Origin of the sequence: Streptomyces agglomeratus (genome assembly GCF_001746415.1) — a bacterium.
GTDB lineage: Bacteria > Actinomycetota > Actinomycetes > Streptomycetales > Streptomycetaceae > Streptomyces > Streptomyces agglomeratus.
Genome location: NZ_MEHJ01000001.1, coordinates 2,462,033 through 2,480,890 on the forward strand (window position 1 = coordinate 2,462,033; position 18,858 = coordinate 2,480,890).

Annotated in this window: 24 protein-coding genes; 3 read left to right on the forward strand and 21 right to left on the reverse strand. The window is 69.5% G+C overall.

Features of this window, described 5'->3' with window-relative positions:
• Positions 1-146: 146 nt before the first annotated feature.
• The 3 genes from smc to AS594_RS10265 all read right to left on the reverse strand — a co-directional run bounded on the left by smc (position 147) and on the right by AS594_RS10265 (position 4,799).
• Positions 147-3,728, reverse strand: coding sequence for a chromosome segregation protein SMC (gene smc, locus AS594_RS10255; RefSeq protein WP_069926720.1), 3,582 nt, complete (start codon positions 3,726-3,728; stop codon positions 147-149).
• A 202-nt stretch (positions 3,729-3,930) separates the two neighbouring features.
• The gene (locus tag AS594_RS10260; protein ID WP_028814575.1) at positions 3,931-4,146 is read right to left on the reverse strand and encodes a hypothetical protein; all 216 of its coding nucleotides are present in this window, start codon (positions 4,144-4,146) and stop codon (positions 3,931-3,933) included.
• A 371-nt stretch (positions 4,147-4,517) separates the two neighbouring features.
• Positions 4,518-4,799, reverse strand: coding sequence for an acylphosphatase (locus AS594_RS10265; RefSeq protein ID WP_069926721.1), 282 nt, complete (start codon positions 4,797-4,799; stop codon positions 4,518-4,520).
• Between the two features lie 148 nt (positions 4,800-4,947).
• Between AS594_RS10265 and AS594_RS10270 the strand changes: the two genes are divergently transcribed.
• Positions 4,948-5,886, forward strand: coding sequence for a CAP domain-containing protein (locus AS594_RS10270; RefSeq protein WP_069926722.1), 939 nt, complete (start codon positions 4,948-4,950; stop codon positions 5,884-5,886).
• Positions 5,887-5,906: 20 nt separating this feature from the next.
• Here AS594_RS10270 and AS594_RS10275 read toward each other — a convergent pair whose 3' ends face one another.
• From AS594_RS10275 to AS594_RS10330, 14 genes are all read right to left on the reverse strand, one after another.
• Positions 5,907-7,145, reverse strand: a complete 1,239-nt coding sequence (locus AS594_RS10275) for a tyrosine-type recombinase/integrase (RefSeq protein ID WP_069933131.1) — start codon at positions 7,143-7,145, stop codon at positions 5,907-5,909.
• Positions 7,145-7,339, reverse strand: a complete 195-nt coding sequence (locus tag AS594_RS10280) for a helix-turn-helix transcriptional regulator (RefSeq protein WP_069926724.1) — start codon at positions 7,337-7,339, stop codon at positions 7,145-7,147. The genes AS594_RS10275 and AS594_RS10280 overlap by 1 nt, the downstream gene beginning before the upstream one ends.
• On the reverse strand, positions 7,336-8,814 hold the full coding sequence (locus AS594_RS10285; protein WP_069933130.1) for a replication initiator: 1,479 nt from the start codon (positions 8,812-8,814) through the stop codon (positions 7,336-7,338). The genes AS594_RS10280 and AS594_RS10285 overlap by 4 nt, the downstream gene beginning before the upstream one ends.
• Positions 8,811-8,999 (reverse strand): hypothetical protein, encoded by a 189-nt coding sequence (locus tag AS594_RS10290; protein ID WP_069935075.1) that lies wholly within the window; start codon positions 8,997-8,999, stop codon positions 8,811-8,813. The genes AS594_RS10285 and AS594_RS10290 overlap by 4 nt, the downstream gene beginning before the upstream one ends.
• Positions 9,000-9,091: 92 nt before the next feature.
• Positions 9,092-9,397 (reverse strand): hypothetical protein, encoded by a 306-nt coding sequence (locus AS594_RS10295; RefSeq protein ID WP_069933129.1) that lies wholly within the window; start codon positions 9,395-9,397, stop codon positions 9,092-9,094.
• Positions 9,398-9,419: 22 nt separating this feature from the next.
• Complete coding sequence (locus AS594_RS42890) at positions 9,420-9,575, reverse strand: hypothetical protein (RefSeq protein WP_107357950.1); 156 nt, start codon at positions 9,573-9,575, stop codon at positions 9,420-9,422.
• Entirely contained in the window at positions 9,575-9,766 is a 192-nt protein-coding gene (locus AS594_RS10300; protein WP_069933128.1) for a mobile element transfer protein, read from the reverse strand. The genes AS594_RS42890 and AS594_RS10300 overlap by 1 nt, the downstream gene beginning before the upstream one ends.
• A 5-nt stretch (positions 9,767-9,771) precedes the next feature.
• Entirely contained in the window at positions 9,772-9,954 is a 183-nt protein-coding gene (locus AS594_RS10305) for a hypothetical protein (protein WP_069926729.1), read from the reverse strand.
• 15 nt (positions 9,955-9,969) lie between these two features.
• A complete protein-coding gene (locus AS594_RS10310; protein ID WP_069935938.1) occupies positions 9,970-10,605 on the reverse strand; it encodes a DUF2637 domain-containing protein in 636 nt (211 codons plus the stop codon).
• A gap of 17 nt (positions 10,606-10,622) precedes the next feature.
• Positions 10,623-10,799, reverse strand: a complete 177-nt coding sequence (locus tag AS594_RS44625; protein WP_167368012.1) for a hypothetical protein — start codon at positions 10,797-10,799, stop codon at positions 10,623-10,625.
• A 69-nt stretch (positions 10,800-10,868) separates the two neighbouring features.
• Positions 10,869-11,054 (reverse strand): hypothetical protein, encoded by a 186-nt coding sequence (locus AS594_RS10315; RefSeq protein ID WP_069935076.1) that lies wholly within the window; start codon positions 11,052-11,054, stop codon positions 10,869-10,871.
• 85 nt (positions 11,055-11,139) lie between these two features.
• Positions 11,140-12,495: an FtsK/SpoIIIE domain-containing protein gene (locus tag AS594_RS10320; protein ID WP_069935077.1), complete on the reverse strand. Its 1,356-nt coding sequence runs from the start codon at positions 12,493-12,495 to the stop codon at positions 11,140-11,142.
• A 2-nt stretch (positions 12,496-12,497) separates the two neighbouring features.
• Positions 12,498-12,842 (reverse strand): SCO3933 family regulatory protein, encoded by a 345-nt coding sequence (locus AS594_RS10325; RefSeq protein WP_069935078.1) that lies wholly within the window; start codon positions 12,840-12,842, stop codon positions 12,498-12,500.
• Positions 12,843-12,980: 138 nt separating this feature from the next.
• Positions 12,981-13,760, reverse strand: a complete 780-nt coding sequence (locus AS594_RS10330; RefSeq protein WP_069933125.1) for a GntR family transcriptional regulator — start codon at positions 13,758-13,760, stop codon at positions 12,981-12,983.
• A gap of 18 nt (positions 13,761-13,778) precedes the next feature.
• Here AS594_RS10330 and AS594_RS10335 point away from each other — a divergent pair, with 18 nt between their 5' ends.
• Positions 13,779-14,246, forward strand: coding sequence for an NUDIX hydrolase (locus AS594_RS10335; protein WP_069933124.1), 468 nt, complete (start codon positions 13,779-13,781; stop codon positions 14,244-14,246).
• Between the two features lie 1,147 nt (positions 14,247-15,393).
• Here AS594_RS10335 and AS594_RS10340 read toward each other — a convergent pair.
• The 3 genes from AS594_RS10340 to AS594_RS10350 all read right to left on the reverse strand — a co-directional run bounded on the left by AS594_RS10340 (position 15,394) and on the right by AS594_RS10350 (position 17,461).
• Positions 15,394-15,939, reverse strand: a complete 546-nt coding sequence (locus AS594_RS10340) for a hypothetical protein (RefSeq protein ID WP_069926736.1) — start codon at positions 15,937-15,939, stop codon at positions 15,394-15,396.
• Between the two features lie 315 nt (positions 15,940-16,254).
• Positions 16,255-16,515: a hypothetical protein gene (locus AS594_RS10345; RefSeq protein WP_141747163.1), complete on the reverse strand. Its 261-nt coding sequence runs from the start codon at positions 16,513-16,515 to the stop codon at positions 16,255-16,257.
• Positions 16,516-16,825: 310 nt separating this feature from the next.
• Positions 16,826-17,461, reverse strand: coding sequence for a flavodoxin family protein (locus AS594_RS10350; protein ID WP_240508979.1), 636 nt, complete (start codon positions 17,459-17,461; stop codon positions 16,826-16,828).
• Positions 17,462-17,541: 80 nt separating this feature from the next.
• Between AS594_RS10350 and AS594_RS10355 the strand changes: the two genes are divergently transcribed.
• Positions 17,542-17,955 (forward strand): winged helix-turn-helix transcriptional regulator, encoded by a 414-nt coding sequence (locus tag AS594_RS10355; RefSeq protein WP_069926738.1) that lies wholly within the window; start codon positions 17,542-17,544, stop codon positions 17,953-17,955.
• A 2-nt stretch (positions 17,956-17,957) separates the two neighbouring features.
• On the opposite strand, the gene mutM is transcribed toward AS594_RS10355, so the two are convergent.
• Positions 17,958-18,827: a bifunctional DNA-formamidopyrimidine glycosylase/DNA-(apurinic or apyrimidinic site) lyase gene (gene mutM, locus AS594_RS10360; RefSeq protein WP_069926739.1), complete on the reverse strand. Its 870-nt coding sequence runs from the start codon at positions 18,825-18,827 to the stop codon at positions 17,958-17,960.
• Between the last annotated feature and the right edge of the window lie 31 nt (positions 18,828-18,858).

Consider the following 18,858-nt stretch of genomic DNA (forward strand, 5'->3'; position numbering starts at 1 on the left):
CACCACTTGAAGGTAAAAACGACGTTGCCGAGACTATGCCTTCAGGTTTCGAAGTCAAGAGCAAGAGATTGTGAAATTCATGGACCTGGCGTGAGGGCTTGTGTTCACCTTTTGAAGAGAGGGCGGCGGGAAGGCAGCGCCCGTGGTCAGCGCAGTCGCTGGCTGATGACCTTGGAGACGCCGTCCCCCTGCATGGAGACGCCGTACAGCGCGTCGGCGACCTCCATCGTCCGCTTCTGGTGAGTGATCACGATCAGCTGCGAGCTCTCCTGGAGCTCCTCCATGATCCGGATCAGCCGCTGGAGGTTGGTGTCGTCGAGCGCGGCCTCGACCTCGTCCATCACGTAGAACGGACTCGGCCTGGCCTTGAAGATCGACACCAGCATGGCCACCGCGGTCAGCGACCGTTCGCCGCCCGAGAGCAGTGAGAGGCGCTTGACCTTCTTGCCCGGTGGCCTGGCCTCGACGTCGACGCCCGTGGTCAGCATGTTCCCGGGATCGGTCAGGACCAGCCGGCCCTCACCGCCCGGGAAGAGACGCGAGAAGACGCCCTCGAACTCCCTCGCCGTATCCCGGAACGCCTCGCCGAAGACCTGCTCGACGCGCTCGTCGACCTCCTTGATCACCTGCATGAGGTCGGTGCGCGTCTTCTTCAGGTCTTCAAGCTGCTCCGAGAGGAACTTGTGGCGCTCCTCCAGCGCCGCGAACTCCTCCAGCGCCAGCGGATTCACCTTCCCGAGCTGCTGGTACGCCCGTTCGGCCGCGCGAAGCCGCTTCTCCTGCTCTCCCCGTACGAAGGGCCGGGGCCGGTTGCGGGGATGCTCCGGGTCCTCCGGCACGTCCTCGCCCTCGGCGGGCGGCGACGGCGGCACGGGCTGGGCGGGCCCGTATTCCGCGACCAGCCCGGCCGGTTCCACGCCCAGTTCCTCCAGCGCCCTGGTCTCCAGCTGCTCGATGCGCAGCCGCTTCTCGGCGCCCAGCACCTCACCCCGGTGCACCGAATCCGTCAACTTGTCGAGCTCGCCCTTGAGATCGCGTCCCCGGCCGCGTTCGGCCGTCAGTTCCCGCTCGCGCTCCGCCTTTGCTGCCTCGGCCGCGGCGCGCTCCGCGTCGGCGCGTACGAGTGAGACCTCGACGTGGGCGAGCAGCTGACGCGCACCGGAGGCGACCGCGGCCGCGACCTGCGCCTCGTGGCGCAGCCGGGCCCGCCGCTGCTCGGCGCGCGCCCGCGCCTCACGCTCCGCCCGCGCTCCGCGGTCGAGCGCGTCGGCCCGCCCGGCGAGGCCCTTCACCCGCTCCTCGTGCGTACGGACCTGGAGCCGGGCCTCCATCTCGGTCTGGCGGGCGTTGGCGCCGTCGGCGGCGAGGCGGTCTCGTACGGAGGTGTCCGGCTCCTCCTGTACGGGCGCTTCCTCGGCCACTAGCAACCGCTCGGCCAGCTCCTCGGCCTCCTCCATCGCCCGCTCCAGCGCGTCCTGGGCGCGGGCGGCGGCCGCGGCCGACCGCTCGGCCTCACCGGCGGCGCCGCGCGCCTGCCCGGCGAGCCGGCCGAGCTGCTGGGCGACGCCGGACTTCTCGCGGTCGGCGGCGCGACGCCGCTGCGCCAGCTCCTCGACGAGCGCGGCGCACGCGTCGCGCCGCTCCCCCGCACGGTGCTGCGCGGCCGCGAGCTCCTCGCACCGTACGGCCAGTTCCTCCAGTTCGGCGGCGGCCTCGTCGACGGACGCCTGCACCTCCAGCAGGCTCGGCGCCCCGGCCGAGCCGCCCTGAGCGAAGTACGCCCCGAGCACATCTCCCTCGGCGGTCACGGCGGTCACCGCGGGCCGGGCGGCGACCAGGTCCTCGGCGTCCTCCAGTGTTCCGACGACGACCATGTCCCGTACGAGCCGCCGCACCGCGGGCATCAGTTCGGCGGGCCCCCGCACCAGATCGGCGACGGCTGTCGCGGACGCGTCCGCCGTGCCGGGGCCGGCGTCAGCGGCCAGGGAGGCCGGGGCGTCGGCGGCGGCGGGCGCGCCCGGCAGCAGTACCGCCCGGCCCGCGTCCTGTTTGCGCAGCAGCCGGATCGCCTCGGCCGCCGTGGCCGGGTCGCTCACCGCGAGGGCGTCCGCCGCCGCTCCCAGCGCCGCCGCCACCGGGACCTCGAAGCCGGGGGTCACGGTGAGAAGCTCCGCCGCCGGTCCCAGCAGGCCCGTGAGCCGGGGCTGCGCGGCGAGCAGCACGCCCGTGCCGTCCTTGCGCCGCAGGCCGAGGGCCAGCGCGTCGTGCCGCGCGGACGTCGCGGCCCGGCGGCGCTCGGCGGACGTCGCCGCCTCCCGGGCCGCCGTGAGGCCGGCCTCCGCCTCGGCAAGCTCCCGGCGGGCCGCCTCGTCCTGCTCGGCGAGGTCGGATTCGCCCGCGTCCAGCCCTTCCACCTCGGCCCTGAGCTGCTCGTACTCCTCCTGCGCCGCGACGGCCCGCTCCTGGGCGCCCTCGTGCGCGGCGGTCAGCCGGTCGATCTCCGCCTGGGCGGAGCCGGCCCTGCTGCGGGCCGCGTTGACCTGGCCGCTGAGCCGGGCGAGCCCCTCGCGCCGGTCGGCGATGGCCCGCGCGGCGTCCTTGAGCCTGCGTTCCTCGGCCGCGAGTTCCCGTTCGAGTTCGGCCCGGTGTCCGACCGTGTCCTCCAGCGCGCGCCGCGCCGCCTCCAGCGCGGCTTCCAGCTCCGCCTCCTGCTCACGGACCCGCGCGGCCTCGCGCTCCATGTCCTCGGGATCGCGCCCGCGCCGCTCTTCCTCCTGTGGCGCCGTGGCGCTCTTGACCCGTGCGTCGGCGAGCGAGACCGTGCCCCGCACCCGCTCCGCCAGCTGCGACAGCTCGTACCAGGTCTGCTGCGCCCGCTGGAGCCGCGGGGCGAGGCGGCGTACCTCTTCCTCCAGTTCCGCCTCGCGCGCCAGCGCGGCCCGGAGCTGCGCCTCGGCGGCGTCCTTGCGCTCCTTGAGCGCCTCCTCGTCCGCGATCTCCGCGCTCAGGGCCTCGCGCAAGGTCACCAGGTCGTCGGCGAGCAGCCGCAGCCGCGCGTCGCGCAGGTCGGCCTGAATGACGGCGGCCCGCCGCGCGACCGCCGCCTGCCGCCCCAGGGGCTTGAGCTGCCCGCGCAGTTCGTCGGTCAGATCCTGTATGCGCGAGAGGTTGGCCCGCATGGCGTCGAGCTTCCGCAGCGCTTTCTCTTTCCGCTTGCGGTGCTTGAGTACGCCGGCGGCCTCCTCGATGAATGCCCTGCGGCCCATCGGATCGGCGTGCAGTACGGAGTCGAGCTGGCCCTGCCCGACGATCACGTGCATCTCGCGCCCTATCCCGGAGTCCGAGAGCAGCTCCTGGATATCGAGCAGCCGGCACGTGTCGCCATTGATCTGGTATTCGCTGCCGCCGTTGCGGAACATGATCCGCGTAATGGTGACTTCGGCGTAGTCGATCGGCAGCGCGCCGTCGGAGTTGTCGATGGTCAGCGAGACCTCGGCCCGTCCGAGCGGCGGCCGCCCGGTGGTCCCGGCGAAGATCACGTCTTCCATCTTGCCGCCGCGCAGCGACTTCGCGCCCTGCTCTCCCATGACCCAGGACAGGGCGTCCACGACGTTGGACTTGCCCGATCCGTTGGGGCCGACGACGCAGGTGATGCCTGGTTCGAACCGGAGTGTCGTGGCCGATGCGAATGACTTGAAACCGCGGAGAGTCATGGCCTTGAGATGCACCGCCGCACTCTACCTTTCACCGTCGGTTTCACCCATGAACGTGCAGGGCACATCAGACGGTAAGGGAAGAGGCCTATCCAGAGGCCGAAAGAAAGAAGGGACGCCGAAGCGTCCCTTGCAATGTCTTGCTGATAGATCTTGAGCAGATCTCAAGCGGCTGATACGGACAGCCTGACGGGCTCGGATTCTCCTACGAGCCGTGTCAGGTGAGCGCAGGCTCCGCCTGGGGTACGTCGATGTCGATGCTGTCGAGCAGCGAATCTCCGCGGTGGTGAGCGGCGGCGCTCAGCGCGTCGTTCTCGGACTGAATCCGGTTGAGCTCGGACTCAAGATCCTGGACGCGCTGCTGAAGCCGTCGCATCTCGGCGAGGAGTCGCGGGTCGGAGCCGCCGACGTAACCGAGAAGCGCCTTTGCCATGATGGATGGTCCTCCACACTGAGTGACCGACCGAAGCGGTGGTGGGTCGTGAGGGAATCGCACCCGCGGTGCTTGTCATCTCTGTTGTTCTCAATGCCAAACAGCTAAGGTGCGCGGGGCTTCCAGAGTCTCACCAAAAAGTTTGACGGTCAACACGATCACGCCCCGTATCGCGGGGCAGCCCGGGGGCGCGCAGCCGCGGAATGCGCGGTGCCGCCTCTTCTGCGGGGCCCTGGGGGCGTAGAGATCATCCGTACCTCGGCAGCTTTCCACGACAAGCGTTTCTTGGCAACCACCAGGTTGTTTCTGTCCCAGGCGCCCGCCACGGGCATCCGCGGAATGCGCCGGAGGCGCCCCCGCGACGCGAATGATCACCGGATGGCGAAGCCCGTATAACCGCCGCGCGGTGTGCCCCAGATCTCCGTCACACCGTCGACCCGCCCGGGAGTGTCGTCCGAGCGCAGCCATTCCAGGAGACGGTGGCAATTCTCACGCGGCCCCTCTGCCACAACCTGCACACGGCCATCGTCCAGATTGAGGGCGAAGCCGGCGAGGGCTCCGATCTCCAGCGCGTTTGCCCTGGTGAACCAGCGGAAGCCCACTCCCTGTACTCGGCCGCGCACCCAGGCGGTGAGCCGTACATCTTCGTTCATGAGCGCACGCTAACCGGCCAATAGCTCACGGGGCACTTCGCCCCCACGCGTCATGGCGTACAGTCCCGACGAAATAAAGGGCCTCACTCGTTCGGGTGAGGCGCATTGACGTTGACCACGTCGAGCAAGCATGAGGAAGGCACAGCAGATGGGACGCCATCGTCGCTCCGCCGCCGGACCCGTAGCAGCAGACCACGCGGACGCACCGGCAGGCCGGTACCAGGGTGGCGCGCGCCGCCGGAAGAAGCGGGCCGCACCCGTACGCACGGGCCTGCTCGGCGTCTCCGCCGCAGTGGCCATGGGCGCCGTCGCCGTCACCTCCGGGCTCGTTCCCGGCGGGGAGAACTACTCCTTCAGCGGCGGCTCGGGTGACCGGGTGAGCGCCGAGGGCCCGGCCGGACTCGAAACGCAGGGCGGCGGCACCGTGCGGCCCACGGACCGCGCGACGACTCCGGCGGCCGAGGACACCGGACGGCCCGACGCGCCGTCGAAGGCTCCTTCCGCGAAGCCCTCCAAGCCCGCCGAGCCGTCCAAGTCCGCCGAGAAGCCGTCCGCCAAGCCCTCGGCGAAGCCTTCCGAGCGGAAGACGGCCCCGGCCGAGCGCACGGAGAAGCCGGCCGCGCCGCCGAAGACGGCGAAGCCCGAACGCGTCGTACCGGCCCCCACCACGAAGGCTCCCCAGCCCGGCAACGCGGTCGGCTCCGGCGCCGAGGCCACCGCCGAGGCGGCCGTCCTGGCCCTGGTGAACCAGGAGCGGGCGACGGCCGGCTGCTCGCCGGTACGGGCCGACCGGTCACTGGCCGCGCTGGCCGGGGACTTCAGCGAGGACATGGCCGCTCGCGGCTTCTTCGACCACACCGACCCGGACGGGGCGAGCCCGTGGGACCGCGCCGAGAAGGCGGGCATAGCGGGCCTGGGCGGCGAGAACATCGCCCGGGGCCAGGCCGACGCACAGGCGGTGATGGACGCCTGGATGAACAGCGAAGGCCACCGGGCGAACATACTGAACTGCGAATTCAAGACCCTCGGCGTCGGCGTGCACATGGCGCCCGGCGGCCCCTGGTGGACTCAGAACTTCGGCTTCTGAGATTTCCGCAGGTCAGCGACCTAGTCTGACGCTCGGGCCGTGTCAGGGCCGTCGGCGGCCCGAGTTTGGTGAGCGAAGACCCCATCAACGGCTGCCCGCGTCCGGGTCTCGCTGCTCGGCATCAGGTGCGTGTACGTCCGGAGGGTGTAGCCCGGATCGTGGTGTCCCAGGTATTCGCTCAGTGCCTTGATGCTCTCCCCCGCGTCCAGGAGGACCGAGGCGTAGAAGTGCCGCAGCGCGTGCATGCCGTTCTCGCGTCCGGTCGTTATGCCGGCCGAACGCAGGGCGGGACGCCAGACGCGATCGTTGAAGCGGTTCCGGTTCAGCGCCAGCCCTTCAGCGCTGACGAAGATGAGCGTTGCCGTCACCGGCGGCCCGTCCACGGTCTTCCACGGCAGCGTGACCTCAGTGGGCTGGTGCCGAGTGATGTGAGCCGCAAGCGCGAAGGCCACCGACTCGGGAAGCGGTACGTCACGCTCCTTGCCACCCTTGGGCGGGGCGAAGACCGCGCGACTGCCGAGCAGCTTGACTTGCCGAACGGCGTGCACGACGCCACCGAGGAAGTCGACATCTTCGACAGCGAGCCCGAAGACTTCCCCCTGTCGCAGCCCACATCCGGCGGCAACCTCGATCATCTCGCAGTAGCGGTCGGGGAGCTCCGAGCGAACGCTCATCACGCGTTCGTACGTCCAAGGCTTGGTCTTACGAGGGTCCAGCCGAGGAGCCTTGACCGAGCGGGCACGGCACGGGTTGTCCTTGATTAAGCGGTCTTCCGCAGCAGCGGTGAAGACGGTCGAAACGTGCGCGAAGATCACACGCCGGTAGCCAGCCGAGAGTCCGGCGTCCTCCATCTGCCGCATCCAGAGCCGCAGGTGCGAGGGCTGGATAGCCCCCATGGTGCGCGAGCCCAAGTAAGGGACAGCGTGCAGGCGAAGCCGCATATCGACGGCGGCCCGCGTCGCCGGGTCCGTGGTCTGTGTCTTCAGCCAGCCCGCCACGTACTGCCGAAACGTGACCTTTCCCGCCTGCGGATCGATGTAGTCGCCCCGCGTCATGTCGGCTTCGATGGTGGCTAGCCAGGCATCCGCCTTGCGCTTCTGCTTGTCAGGGAATGCCTTGCTCTTCTCCGTGCCATCCGGAGCGACGTACCGGGCGCGGTAGCGCAGGCCGACGCCGAAGCGGTCGGTCTTGACTCTGGCGGGCTTGCCGTCCGGCCCCGGCTCGCTCTTGTACCAGCGGTCTTGAACGTGTCCAGCCATCAGGCAGCCTCTTCCATGAGGGTGGAGACCCAGGCGCGTACGTCTTCCGGGTCGTAGCGGAGGTGTCGGCCGACACGGAAGCCGCGGGGCCCGGTGTCCTTCCGGCGCCACTGGTAGACCGTCTCGACAGGGACGCCGAGGAGGTCGGCCAGGTCGAGCGGTGTCAGGTAGCGATCGGGAAGCGGTCGCTTCATGCCCACGCCTCCACGTCGGAAGCAGGCATGGTCGCGAGTGCTTCGCGGGCGGTTTCGCGGTTGAGCTGTAGGTCCCGGGCGATCGAAGCGGCGAGGGCGGATTCGCCGGGGGTGTGGCCGTGGCCGGCGTACTGCCAGTCGGCGAGGACGAGTACGGTGTCCGGCTCGCGGTCGTCGAGTCCGAGTGCTTCGCGTTCTTGGGCGGCGCGGTAGTCGGCGCGGATCTGGCGCAGGGCGCCGAGGGTGGTGGAGTAGCGGCGGGACTTGGACGAAAAGTGACCGCGAAAGCCGAGCATGTGGGCCCAACGGGTGAGGGCGCGGTCTGGGTAGAGGGGTTGCAACGCGGCGCAGGCCCCCATGAGGCGGCGGGCGTGCTCCGTGATGGGTAACTGGGCGAGGTCCTCGCCGAGGCCGGATCCGTGGCAGCGGGCGCAGCGGCTCAGTGCGGAGCCGGGGCGGTTGTAGCGGTCGGAGAGGCCAGTTCCGCGGCATTTGCGGCAGTGCACGGCCGTGTCGGTCGCCCCGGTGTTCTCGGCTGCCTTGGTCGCGTACTTGGCGACGTAGGAGGCAACGGCCTGCTCGGTGATGTCAGCTCCGTCGTCGAAGGCGCGGATGGGGCGAACGTCGAGTTGGGTGCCCCAGCGAAAAGGCCGGCGCGGCTGCCCGTCGGCGGCGGGCACGGTCACCGTCGTGTACGCGTGGACGGCGGCAGCGCGTATCGCGTCGGTCAGCAGGGTCACGGAGGCCCACGAGGGCGGGGCACTCTCGGGTCCGTCGGGTCCGTCGAGACGGATCACGGCATGGAAGTGGATCGCTCCGCGCTTCTGGAATTCGGCGACTTTGCCGTACGAGACGCGCGCGGCTTCCGTCAGCTCGCGTTGGGTGAGTCCGGCGCGGGTGGCGATCTCCCGGCGGAGCCGGGTGGTGAAGCGCTGCCAGAGTTCTCCGGCGTGGTTGTTGAAGAGCACCGTGCCCGCGTAGTCGTAGGTTGCCGGGTCGAGGGCTGTGCCGAGGATCGGGTCATCGTCCGGGTGGTTGGTGCCGCAGCGGCAGCGGCCGTTGGAGGGCTGGTTGTGGACGGGTCCGAAGGAGGGGGCGGTGAGGGTGGTGAAGACCCGGGGGTGTTCGCGCACGGTCGCGGGAATGTCCTTGGTGTCGTCTCCGGCGAGTCCGGCGCGGATCAGGTGGTAGGTGTCTCCGGCGTAGGTCCAGGCGCAGGCCGGGCAGCGTGAGGCGCGCCGGTTGCCGCAGGCGACCCGTAGCCGTCCGCCGGGCTCGTGCTCGGTCGTGTAGTGGCGGAGGGTCTCGCCGGTGGTCTTGTCCTTGGCGAGGGTCCAGCCGGTGAGGTGGATGGGGTTGGCGCAGCCGCCGGTGCGGCGGATCTGGTCTTGCCAGCGGTCGAAGCCGGGGGACCCGGCCACCTTGAGGATGTCCCCCAGGGTGGCCGGGTCCAGACCGGTGAGGGTCTCGGTCATGCGCGGCTTCCGGCCGTCGCGCGGGAGGAGGCGGGGCGGGTGCCGGTGCCGTGGCAGGTCGGGCAGTGCGCGGTGATGGTGCGCCGGTTGCCGGTGCGGTCGCGTCCGCCGAGGGTGATGGCGGCGGAGGCGAACCCGTCGCAGTCCGGGCAGATGCGGGCCGTGGTGGTCGGGCGGTGGGCCATGATGGGTGGTTCCTTCCGGATCAGTGGTTCGGGCAGGGGCACGGCTCCCGGGGCGGACGAAACTTGGCGGTAGAGGCCGCCCCGGGGGCCGGTCAGCGGTGCAGGTGGCTGGAGTGCAGGAGCGAGCGCAGGACGACGGCGCAGACCGCGACGGACACGGCGGTGATGGCGACTGCGAGGAGCATGGAGACCAGCACGGCGCCGACGACGAGCACGGCCGTGAGGCCACCGCCGACGAGGGCGACCAGCGCGCCGGGGGTGAGCTGTACTGCCGGAGCCGGGCGGGTGGGCACCGGGGCCGGGGCGGGCACCGTGTGCTGCACGGGGGCCGAGGCCGGGGCGGCGGGTGCACGGGGCGCGGTGTAGGTGTCGGGGGCCGGGTACTTGGGCTTGAACATCGGTGGTGCTCCTTTCAGCGGGTTACTTGATGGCGGTGTCGATGACGGGGGCGAGCAGGCTGTCGGCGAGGAGGTAGCCGCCGAGCAAGAGCACGACCACGAGCCACAGCGGCGGGCGGATGAGCTTGATGCCGAGGTAGCCGACGGCGATCAGGGCGATCCAGAGCGGGACGTCCATCAGCGGACCCGGCAGCGGTGGGTGCGGGCGGCGAGCTGGGCGGCGGACTGGCTGGAGAAGTCGGCGGACCAGCCGCAGCGGTCGGAGGTGCAGACGGCGGCGTGCTTGGTGCGGCCGTTGCGGTCGCGGTGCGTGCCGATCTGCACCGGCCCGATCCGCATCACGGAGTGAAAGAAGTCGCGAGAAGGCATGGAGATCAGTTCTCCGTTCGCAGGCTGGGGCCGGGGTGGTCACTGAGGATGCGGGCCGCCTCAGCCGGGTCGGCGGTGCGGTCGGCGGCTTCCTCGGCGAGTAGGCGGGCCAGGGTCGGGCGGCCGGTGTCGGCCATCTCGCGGGCAGCGGCGAGGTATTCGTCTCGGGTCGGGTCACTTCCACGCATCGGTGATCAGTCCTTTCAGGCGAGTTGGGCGGCGATGGCGTCGGCCATCGGCGCGGGGACACCGAGGCGGGCGCGCAGGGTGTCGGGGTCGATCTCGGAGCCTGTGCGGGTGCGGTGGTCGTCGGCGACCTTGCGGGCGTGCTCCACCAGCGCGGGCGGAACCGAAGGAACCGAGGGCGGTGCAAGCAGGGCGGGGGCCGCTTCCGGGGCCGGAGGCTGATCACGTTCGACCAGCTCAAGGCCGAGGTCATCGGCCGGGACCGAATCGGCCGGCGCTGCCGGGGCCGGGGTGGGTGTGTGGGCGAGGAGGGTGCCGCCGAGGAATGCGAGGGCGGGCCATCCGGCGACGCTGAAGCGCAGCCAGGCCGGGGGGTTGGCCAGGTCGAGGAATCCGGCGGTGGCGACGTTCGCGCCGAGCGAGGCGACCAGAGCGATCAGGAACCAGCACCACGCCAGACGGGACCGGCCACCACCACGAAGCCGTCGCCAGGCCGCGACCAAGAGCAGGTCCACGCTGATCGGGTAGGCCCACGCCTTCCAGCCGGTCTGCCCTGCGGCGGCGGCCAGGTCGTGCAGGTGAGCGAAGGACAGAGCCCCGGCAATGACGGCTTGTACGAGGACAGCGTCGGGGCGAATCGAGGGACGGAACATCGAGTCCTCCTTCCTGGTCACTGGTCGTCCGGTCCGTCGGCGGCACGCGGGCCGAGGCAGAGGAGCAGTTCGGCGCGCTGCGTTTCGTCCGCCGCCTGGTAGGCAGAGCGGGCGACGCGGAGAGCCGTGGTGCGGTCGTCTGCGTCGATGGCTTGGAGGACTTCGCGGACCGTGCTTTCGCTCTCGGCTCGCATGGAGGGTGACCTTTCGCGAGGCGGGTCCCGGGCGGGGAAGGTTCTTCGGCCGCCCGGTCCCGGCGGTGATCAGTTGGTGGGGGCGTGGCCGGTGCCGATGCAGGCCAGGCACAAGGCGGACTGCCGATCTTCGGTGTCGCGGTGCTTGCGGGCGGAGCCGACGCGGACGGTTTCGGTGATCTCGCCTGTGCCCTTGCAGTCCGTGCACTTCTTCGCCGGGCGCTTGCGGGCGGTGGTGGTCTTGCGTGCGGTCATGGGTGGTGCTCCTTCCGGGATCAGGCATGGAGCGGGTAGGGACCTGGCGTGATGGGGTCACGCCGACCGATAAAGCGGGGGTTGATCAGGCTGTAGCCGGGGTCGTCTCGATGGCCGGGGTGGGGGTCAGGGCCAAGTGCGGGAGCACGGGCCTGAAGGCCGCGAGTTCGGGCACGTCCGGGGTGCGGTCGGCGTGCCGGTTGCAGGCGTTGACGGCCTGGCGCAGCGTGGTGTGCGGTGCGCGGATGCGGGCCCATCCGCCGGTGGAGTCGCCGGTGACGGCGAGGCCGGGGGCGTCGGTGGGGATCTGGATCGCGGCGAGTACGGCGTCCGGGGAGATGTCGCCGAAGGCCATGTTGGCCGAGGTCTCGTCGTTGACGCGGTGGGCGGTGCGGTCGGTGAGCTGGGCGCGGAGCATGGTGATGCCCTTGCCGAGTTCGGAGCCGAAGCGCTGTCCGCAGATCTCCAGATGGATGCCGGCCGCGCGTCCGAGCTGGGCGAGGCGAACCAGGGAGGTGATGATCCGGTCCCTGCGCTTCTCCTCCTCCTTGGACGCGAACAGGGCCAGCTCGGCGACCTCATCGACGAGGACGACGATCGGGGTGGGGCGTAGGTGGTCGGGAAGGTCCCAGATCTCGGCGGCGATCTCCGCATCCGGCACGTCCGAGGTGATGCGCTGCTCGGCCCGTATGAGTTGGTAGACGCTCTCCATGCGGGTCACCAGGGCATCGAGGAGTGCGGCGGCGGTGTCGGGGTTGTCGGCGAGCGCGGTGAACCGGCGGGCCAGTGGGAACAGCTCCACACCCTGCTTGCAGTCGATGCCGACCAGGGCGACATCCTGTGCGGCGAGTTCGGCGACCAGGTTGCGTTGGTAGACCGACTTGCCCGACATGGTGGCGCCAAGGGTCAGGGCGTGTGGCATCTGCCGGTAGTCGCGGTAGTGCACGGCCCCGTCCTCCCGCAGCGCCACCGGGACCCGCATCGGGGCACGGTCGACCTTGACGGGCATCTGCACCCGCTTGAGGACGTCGTAGCCGGTCATCCGCAACTCGACGATTCCGGAGCGCAGTTCGCGGGAGGTGACGCCGTACATGGCGAACGAGTGGCGTAGCCGGTCCGTGGCCGCAGCCACATCGAACGCGTCCTGACCGGGGCGAAGCTTGATCCGCAGGACCAGGCCGGTGCGTGTGGGGCGAAGCCGCAGGATCTGCGGCGGGCGACTTTCGGGTGCCGGGCGGTGGGTTGCCCGGGCCAGGTGGAGACGCCAGCGTGAGGGCGGGACAGTCAGTCCGCAGGCGTCCATGACCGAGGCGTAGCGGACCAGGACCCGCAGCGCGGCGAAGGTGACCCCGAAGGTCAGCCAGTACCAGGCCGGGCGCTGCCACCGCAGGAGACCCGCAGCGACAACGACCAGCAGCAGTAACGCAGTCAGCCACGACATGATCAAGCAGCCTTCGACTTCGAAGCGCCCTCAGCCAGCGACGTGACGGCGACGGCGCGGAACGCGATCCCGTGACGACCGTCTCGTTCCCACGGGCGGGCCGTCAGGCCGGTCAGCGCGACCGGGCTACCCATGACCAACTCACCGGTGACGCCCGGCTGAGGAACCGTGACGGCCAGGACCTCAGCCTCACCGTTGGCGGCGAACAGCACGCCCACCGTCATCAACTGGGCACCGGTCTCGACATCCAGGGCGAGCTCACCGGTGCGACGGTCTTTGACCTTGGGCTGCGGCGGCTGGGCCACCATCACCATGGCGGCGGAAGTGTCGACGGGAATCTGACGCATCTAGATCACTCCTGTAGAGGGGTTGGACTCCGCCACTCATGTACATGAGTGACATTGAGAAGAGTGCCTGACTCCTATACATGAGTCAACCCGCTGCGAAGAAGAAATCGCGGCGGGTTGAGGGGAGTTGAGCGAGCGTCAGTCGGCAGCAGGGATGCGGTAGCTGAAAACGAACTGGTCAGCAGCCATGAGCGTGTCGCACACCTCCACTACGCGACCGGCGTCGGTGACCGCGTCACGGATCAGGTGAACGACGGGTGCGCCGGGGCTCAGCGCCAGTTCGGATGCCTCAGCCTTGGCGGCCGGGCGCGCTTGCAGCGTCTCAACGAACTCGGCGAAGGTGTGGCCGTCGTCCTCCAGCCGGGCGTAGATTCCGCCGGGGCCAGGGTTCTCGGCGAACAGTTCGGGGATGTCCTTGACCACGTCCCAGGGCAGGTACGAGGTGGCCGTCTCCACCGGGACACCGTTACGGAAGTAGAGCCGCCGCCGGGCGAGGACCTGAGTGCCGGCCGGAATCCCGAGCCGTTCGCCGATCTCCTCCGGGGCCTCCATTGGGCCGATGTAGAGGACGCTCACCTTGGCCGTGGCTCCGGACTGCGCAGACTCGGCGAGGTACGCGGCCTTCCCGCCCCGGCGATGCGATGCCCGGAAGCGGTCCGAGGAGCGCAGCCGCACGGGCGGGCGGTCCTTCACGATCGAGCCCTTGCCGTGGCGGGTGTCCACCAGGCCGCTCGCCCGGACTTCCACCATTGCCTTGCGGATCGTTCCGCCGGAGACGCCGTAGCGCTCAACGAGCTCCGACTCACTCGGCACCATGTCACCAGGCTTGAGGACACCCGCCCGGATCTGTTGAATGATCTCTTCGGCGATCTGAACGTATCGAGGTACGGCCCTGCCACCTCCTACCGCTGTTCCCATAGTCCTTCTCACTCTCCTATGCTCCTGTATATGAGTAACAGCGCCTGCGAGACCCAGTCAACGCCACTGCACTCCGTGTCGGTTGCGGGAGCGGTGGTGCGCGAGGACGGGCGACTCCTGGCGATCCGCCGAGCGGACAACGGAAGGTGGGAACTCCCAGGCGGAGTCCTCGAACTCACCGAGGCCCCGGAGGAGGGCGTAGCCCGCGAGGTCTGGGAAGAGACCGGCATCCGGGTCGAGGTAGACGAGCTGACCGGGGTCTACAAGAACACGACGCGAGGCATCGTGGCCCTGGTGTTCAGGTGCAAGCCTGCCGGAGGCAGCGAACGAACCTCCACCGAGTCGACGGCAGTTGATTGGCTCACGCCCGCTGAAGTCTCCGAGCGGATGGCCGAGGTCTACGCGATCCGGCTGCTCGACGCTCTCGACGGGGGCGGGCCCCATGTCCGGAGCCATGACGGCAAGCACCTGATCCAAGCGCGGTAAGAGTTTCCCTACTTCATCAAGCACCCGGCTCCGCGTTCCGCTCCGCCGGGCGGGCTTCCCGGCTCCGCTCCGCGCGACGCTCCTGCCTTCGGCCCGCTCCGCGCGCGCTGCGCCGACGCCCGCCCCTGCGAGTGGGACAGGCCCGAGGGCATGAGCCGAGCCCCCAACCGGCGCCGCGGTTCCCTCTCCCTCACCGACATGCCTCCGGCGGGGGCGCTCCGGCTCCGGGATGGCGGGGGCGCCGCACGCGGGTGTCGGCCGGTGGGGTGTGGCGGTGGGGAACTCCCATCCCGTCCGCCATCGACCCAGGACAAGCCGAGCAGACACGGCACCGGGCGTCCAGGTCGTTCGTACAGTGGCGCGCTCCACCTGGACGCCCGGCACCGCGCCTGCTCCACGGTGTGTGGGTCGACGGCAGACGGGATGGGAGTTGGGGGCGAGCTGATCGGGCGGATGCTCTCCTTAGTCGTCGCCCCAGATATGCGGTAGCCACCTGACAACTGGTTCTGTAGCTTGCCCCCATGACCTACAACCGAAGGGGCAATGCCGCGTAGGCGCCCCTCAGCCCTCCGGGGCGAGTTCCCCATCCACCTTCTGCGACAGCGACGGTACCCGCTCATAGATCGCCTTTCGGGGTCTTGCACAGCCGACCTGCGCCGCTTGGAGCGGACCCGCTTCTGGCCCGAGGCCACAGAGGAAGCGTTCTGGCACTGGCAGGCCTTTGCCCATGGCCCCGTCAGACAACTTGTAGATCCACTCTTAGGTCCTGATTGCGGCATTCCTGAGTGTGGGTGCTACGGCGCCGGCTTCCGTGAGCACCTCGAAGCCGTGCTTCACGCGCTGCCCAGGAAGAGCGCACGTGAGTTGCGCGCCCTTGTGCGGACCCTCGATGAGAAGATTCTGGCAAGGGCCAAGGTCATCCCGGCTGACAGCCTGGACGCGCCCTGGTGGCGAGGCCAGCTCTAGGATCAAGGGCGGCCGTCTCGGTTTCCTTCTCATTCAGCCCCGTTCAGGGCCGTTCAGACGGGACGTGCAGCGCTCCCAACACCGGTGACTAGCCGCCCATGAACGCAGGCGAACGGCCCTGTGCGCAGCCCACCACCCACCACCACAGTTGGAAAGAGCGCTGTTCGCCGGCCAGACGTGGCTACAAATGGCGGGCGTCCGGGCTGAGGATGGCTGGATCTTCGGATCGCAGCCGGAACTTTGCATGGACGCCGAGGCTGTTGCGTGCGGCAATGTAGAACTCATCACGCTTCTCCTGAAACTCCCGGAACGCCCTCATCCAGTCGTCTGACGTACCTGGGCGCATGTCTCGAACGAACTGTTCCAGTACCCAGGCATGCCGCTGTAGCGATCTGGCTGCCGAGATGGATTCCGCGTCTCCCATAAGGAGCACGGCTTCGAACGCATAGCCACGCTCAAGCTCAGCTTCGGCCAGCAGCTCCAGGCCGGCCTCCCTGGCGAGTGGCTGAGGCAGGTCGAAGAGTCCCTTGCCTGCAGCCAGACGACCTGCCAGCGAGGTGAACCTCTTGACCGCGTCGGCAAACCGGAGATAGCACTCCAGGCGACGTTCGTCCCACCGTGTGGAAAGTTGGCGCCGCCACCGAGATCTCTCCATCAGGGCTCCACCGACGTACGACGCAACCGCGCCGACGAGCACACCGATCAAGGTGAACAATTGTCCTGACATGCCCCCGCCTATCATGTATCTGTCAGGAGAGAACATACGGCCGGAGGCTCTGACGCGTAAGGGCCTCAGGCTGGTATGAGAGCTGAACGGCCTTCTCAGCGGAGCCGGGATCAACGGCCGAATGCCACTACATCTCCGGAGCCCTCGGGCAGTTGCTGTACCGCAGCGAAGTACAGCAACCCCAGCAACCGGCAGCACCCAGTACAGGCCCTCAGGGACTTCCGGGCGGCCTGTATGACCTCAAGTGACCGATCTTGCTAGAGCTACGGATCAGAAGGTGGCACCTTGGGCCGGTTGGCTGCCTCAGCAACCGAGCTAACGTACCCGGAAGTAGGGGATTTGGCCGGGCGGACAGACGATCACCGAGTCGGGCCCACGCAGCACAAGCGCCCGCCCCACATGCTCTTCCAGGTAAGCCCTCAGCTTCTCAGCAAGCCCTTTGCGGATCTCGTCTTCACTCCCTCCCTGTCCCGGCTCCAGCGTGGTCCACGGGTCCTGGTGCTGGAACGCTGTGATGGCAGTTACCTGCACGGTCTGGCCGTCTTCCATCAACGCCGTCACACGAAGCTGAGTCATGCCGTCCACCATGAGGTCTCGCAGGTGCTCACGCACGGGAGCCGGTCCGAATGGGTTCGATCATGTCTGGGAATTCCGGGCCGTCGCCGGGCCGTCCGAGAGCAGCCGAAGACGACCAACGTTGACAACCATCGACGGATAAGCCACAGGTCACAGCGTTGGTCGCTCAAGAGGCCCCAGGTCAGCGAGGCCCCGCGTCACTTCTTCGGCTTCTGATCCCGCTGCCGAGCCGGCACCCGCACAGCACGAAGGCCCCCGTCCACGACGACGGGGGCCTTTGCTTTCGCGCATCGGCGCATTGCTCGCGGGGTCAGACGGTGACGGCTTCCCGGCCCGACGTGAAGACCCTGGCGGTCTGTGCGACCCGGCGCCCGAGGTGCTCGGCGGTGGCGATGTCCGCCTTGTGCACGCCCTCGGGACCCTCGTCCGAGTTGGTCTGGGCGCCGGCGCCGGAGAAGAAGCCGAGACGGTTGAGGTCGTTCTCGGAGCCCTCGGTCGAGTTCCAGCCGGGCTTGAGACCGAGGTTCACCCAATGCATGGCGTGCTGGGCGGCCAGCGTCTGGAAGTACTGGAGCGTGTGCAGCTTGTCGCCGCTCTTCGAGCCGCTGTTGGTGAAGCCCGCGGCGAGCTTGTCGTGCCAGGCCCCGGTGAACCAGCGCTTGGAGGTCTCCTCGGCGAACCGGTGGAAGGCGCCGGACGCCGTCCCCATGTAGGTGGGCGAGCCGAAGACGATCGCGTCGGAGACGTCGAGCAGCTCCCACTGGTCGTCGGTGATCCCGTCGACGTTGATCAGGTGGACGATGGCGCCGACGTCGGCGGCACCGGCGCGGACGGCCTCGGCGATGACGGCCGTGTGGCCGAAGCCGGAGTGGTAGGCGATCGAGACAACGGGCTGAACAGCGGGGGTGGTCACGGTGACGGTCTCCTCGTCGGCGCTTCTGCTCAATGGCGGACACCAGAAGAAAAGCACTAACTTTCAGAAAGCGCAACCTGCTGGTTAGCGCTACCCCGGAGTATGCTGGCCCCATGGACAGCACAGGGCAGCAGATTTGCGGCGACTTCGACTTCGACGTGTTCTCCCGGCTCTGCCCGTCGCGGGGCACGCTGGAGGACGTGACGGGACGCTGGGGCAGCCTGACGATCGGCGCCCTGCGCGAGGGCGGCACCCTGCGCTTCAACGAGCTGCGCCGCCGGGTCGACGGGGTGAGCGAGAAGATGCTGTCCCAGACGCTGCACGCGCTGGAGCGCGACGGGCTCGTCAGCCGGCAGGCACAGCCGACCAACCCGCCGCGCGTGGACTACGAGCTGACGCCCCTGGGGCAGGAGATCGGAGAACGGCTGCTCGCCCTCATCGAGCTGGTGGAGGGGCGCATGCCGGAGGTGCTGACGGCGCGGTCGCGCTACGACGAGAAGCACGGCGACCCGGGAGCGCGCGCCTAGCTCTACAGAGGGCGGCGGCGGGAGACGGGCGGGCGCTGGCAGCGCGGGCAGAAGCAGCTGGAGCGATTCATCCAGGGGCGCCGGCGCATCGCCGTGCCGCAGCGCCGGCAGGGCTCGTCCTCACGCCCGTACGCGTCCAGGGACCGCTCGAAGTAGCCCGATTCGCCGTTCACGTTGACGTACAGGCTGTCGAAGCTGGTCCCGCCGACGGCGAGCGCGGCGTTCATGACGTCGCGCGCGTGGCCGAGCAGCTCGGCCGCGCGGGGGCGCGTGAGGGTCGCGGTGGGGCGGTCGTAGTGCAGCCGCGCGCGCCACAGAGCCTCGTCCGCGTAGATGTTGCCGACGCCGCTGATCAGCGACTGGTCGAGCAGGGCGCGCTTGACGGTCGTACGTCGCAGGCGCAGCGCCGCGCAGAACGCGTCGTCGTCGAAGAGCGGGTCCAGCGGGTCCCGCGCGATGTGCGCGATGACGTCGGGAAGCCCGTCGGGCGCGTTGTCGTGCAGCGACAGCCCGCCGAAGGTGCGCTGGTCGACGAAGCGCAGCTCCGTACCGAGGGCGTCGTCGAAGCGCACCCGGATGCGCAGGTGCTTCTCGTCGGGGACGGTTTCCGGCTGCACCAGCAGCTGGCCGCTCATCCCGAGGTGGCCGAGTACGGAGGCGGCGGTGTCCTCCAGCGGCAGCCACAGGTACTTGCCGCGGCGGCGCGCGGCCCCGATGCGGTGCCCCTTGAGGCGTACGGCGAAGTCCTCACCGCCGGCGAGGTGGCGGCGTACCGCCCGGGGGTGCAGGACCTGCACCTCGGAGACGGTGCGGCCGGTGACCCAGCGCTCCAACCCGCGGCGCACGACTTCGACTTCGGGCAGCTCGGGCACGTTCGCAGCATACCGCTGTGCCCCCTGCCGG

What these genes read in the sequence shown, in the direction of transcription:
- AS594_RS10305 (WP_069926729.1), bottom strand. Translation starts at nt 9,954, where the DNA reads ATGCGTGGAAGTGACCCGACCCGAGACGAATACCTCGCCGCTGCCCGC.
- AS594_RS10280 (WP_069926724.1), bottom strand. Translation starts at nt 7,339, where the DNA reads ATGAAGCGACCGCTTCCCGATCGCTACCTGACACCGCTCGACCTGGCC.
- AS594_RS44625 (WP_167368012.1), bottom strand. Translation starts at nt 10,799, where the DNA reads ATGCGAGCCGAGAGCGAAAGCACGGTCCGCGAAGTCCTCCAAGCCATC.
- AS594_RS10325 (WP_069935078.1), bottom strand. Translation starts at nt 12,842, where the DNA reads ATGCGTCAGATTCCCGTCGACACTTCCGCCGCCATGGTGATGGTGGCC.
- AS594_RS10265 (WP_069926721.1), bottom strand. Translation starts at nt 4,799, where the DNA reads ATGAACGAAGATGTACGGCTCACCGCCTGGGTGCGCGGCCGAGTACAG.
- AS594_RS10340 (WP_069926736.1), bottom strand. Translation starts at nt 15,939, where the DNA reads ATGTCAGGACAATTGTTCACCTTGATCGGTGTGCTCGTCGGCGCGGTT.
- AS594_RS10290 (WP_069935075.1), bottom strand. Translation starts at nt 8,999, where the DNA reads ATGGCCCACCGCCCGACCACCACGGCCCGCATCTGCCCGGACTGCGAC.
- AS594_RS10310 (WP_069935938.1), bottom strand. Translation starts at nt 10,605, where the DNA reads ATGTTCCGTCCCTCGATTCGCCCCGACGCTGTCCTCGTACAAGCCGTC.
- AS594_RS10355 (WP_069926738.1), top strand. Translation starts at nt 17,542, where the DNA reads ATGGACAGCACAGGGCAGCAGATTTGCGGCGACTTCGACTTCGACGTG.
- AS594_RS10275 (WP_069933131.1), bottom strand. Translation starts at nt 7,145, where the DNA reads ATGGCTGGACACGTTCAAGACCGCTGGTACAAGAGCGAGCCGGGGCCG.
- AS594_RS10270 (WP_069926722.1), top strand. Translation starts at nt 4,948, where the DNA reads ATGGGACGCCATCGTCGCTCCGCCGCCGGACCCGTAGCAGCAGACCAC.
- AS594_RS10260 (WP_028814575.1), bottom strand. Translation starts at nt 4,146, where the DNA reads ATGGCAAAGGCGCTTCTCGGTTACGTCGGCGGCTCCGACCCGCGACTC.
- AS594_RS10330 (WP_069933125.1), bottom strand. Translation starts at nt 13,760, where the DNA reads ATGGGAACAGCGGTAGGAGGTGGCAGGGCCGTACCTCGATACGTTCAG.
- AS594_RS42890 (WP_107357950.1), bottom strand. Translation starts at nt 9,575, where the DNA reads ATGGACGTCCCGCTCTGGATCGCCCTGATCGCCGTCGGCTACCTCGGC.
- AS594_RS10335 (WP_069933124.1), top strand. Translation starts at nt 13,779, where the DNA reads ATGCTCCTGTATATGAGTAACAGCGCCTGCGAGACCCAGTCAACGCCA.
- AS594_RS10320 (WP_069935077.1), bottom strand. Translation starts at nt 12,495, where the DNA reads ATGTCGTGGCTGACTGCGTTACTGCTGCTGGTCGTTGTCGCTGCGGGT.
- AS594_RS10295 (WP_069933129.1), bottom strand. Translation starts at nt 9,397, where the DNA reads ATGTTCAAGCCCAAGTACCCGGCCCCCGACACCTACACCGCGCCCCGT.
- AS594_RS10300 (WP_069933128.1), bottom strand. Translation starts at nt 9,766, where the DNA reads ATGCCTTCTCGCGACTTCTTTCACTCCGTGATGCGGATCGGGCCGGTG.
- AS594_RS10345 (WP_141747163.1), bottom strand. Translation starts at nt 16,515, where the DNA reads ATGACTCAGCTTCGTGTGACGGCGTTGATGGAAGACGGCCAGACCGTG.
- AS594_RS10315 (WP_069935076.1), bottom strand. Translation starts at nt 11,054, where the DNA reads ATGACCGCACGCAAGACCACCACCGCCCGCAAGCGCCCGGCGAAGAAG.
- AS594_RS10285 (WP_069933130.1), bottom strand. Translation starts at nt 8,814, where the DNA reads ATGACCGAGACCCTCACCGGTCTGGACCCGGCCACCCTGGGGGACATC.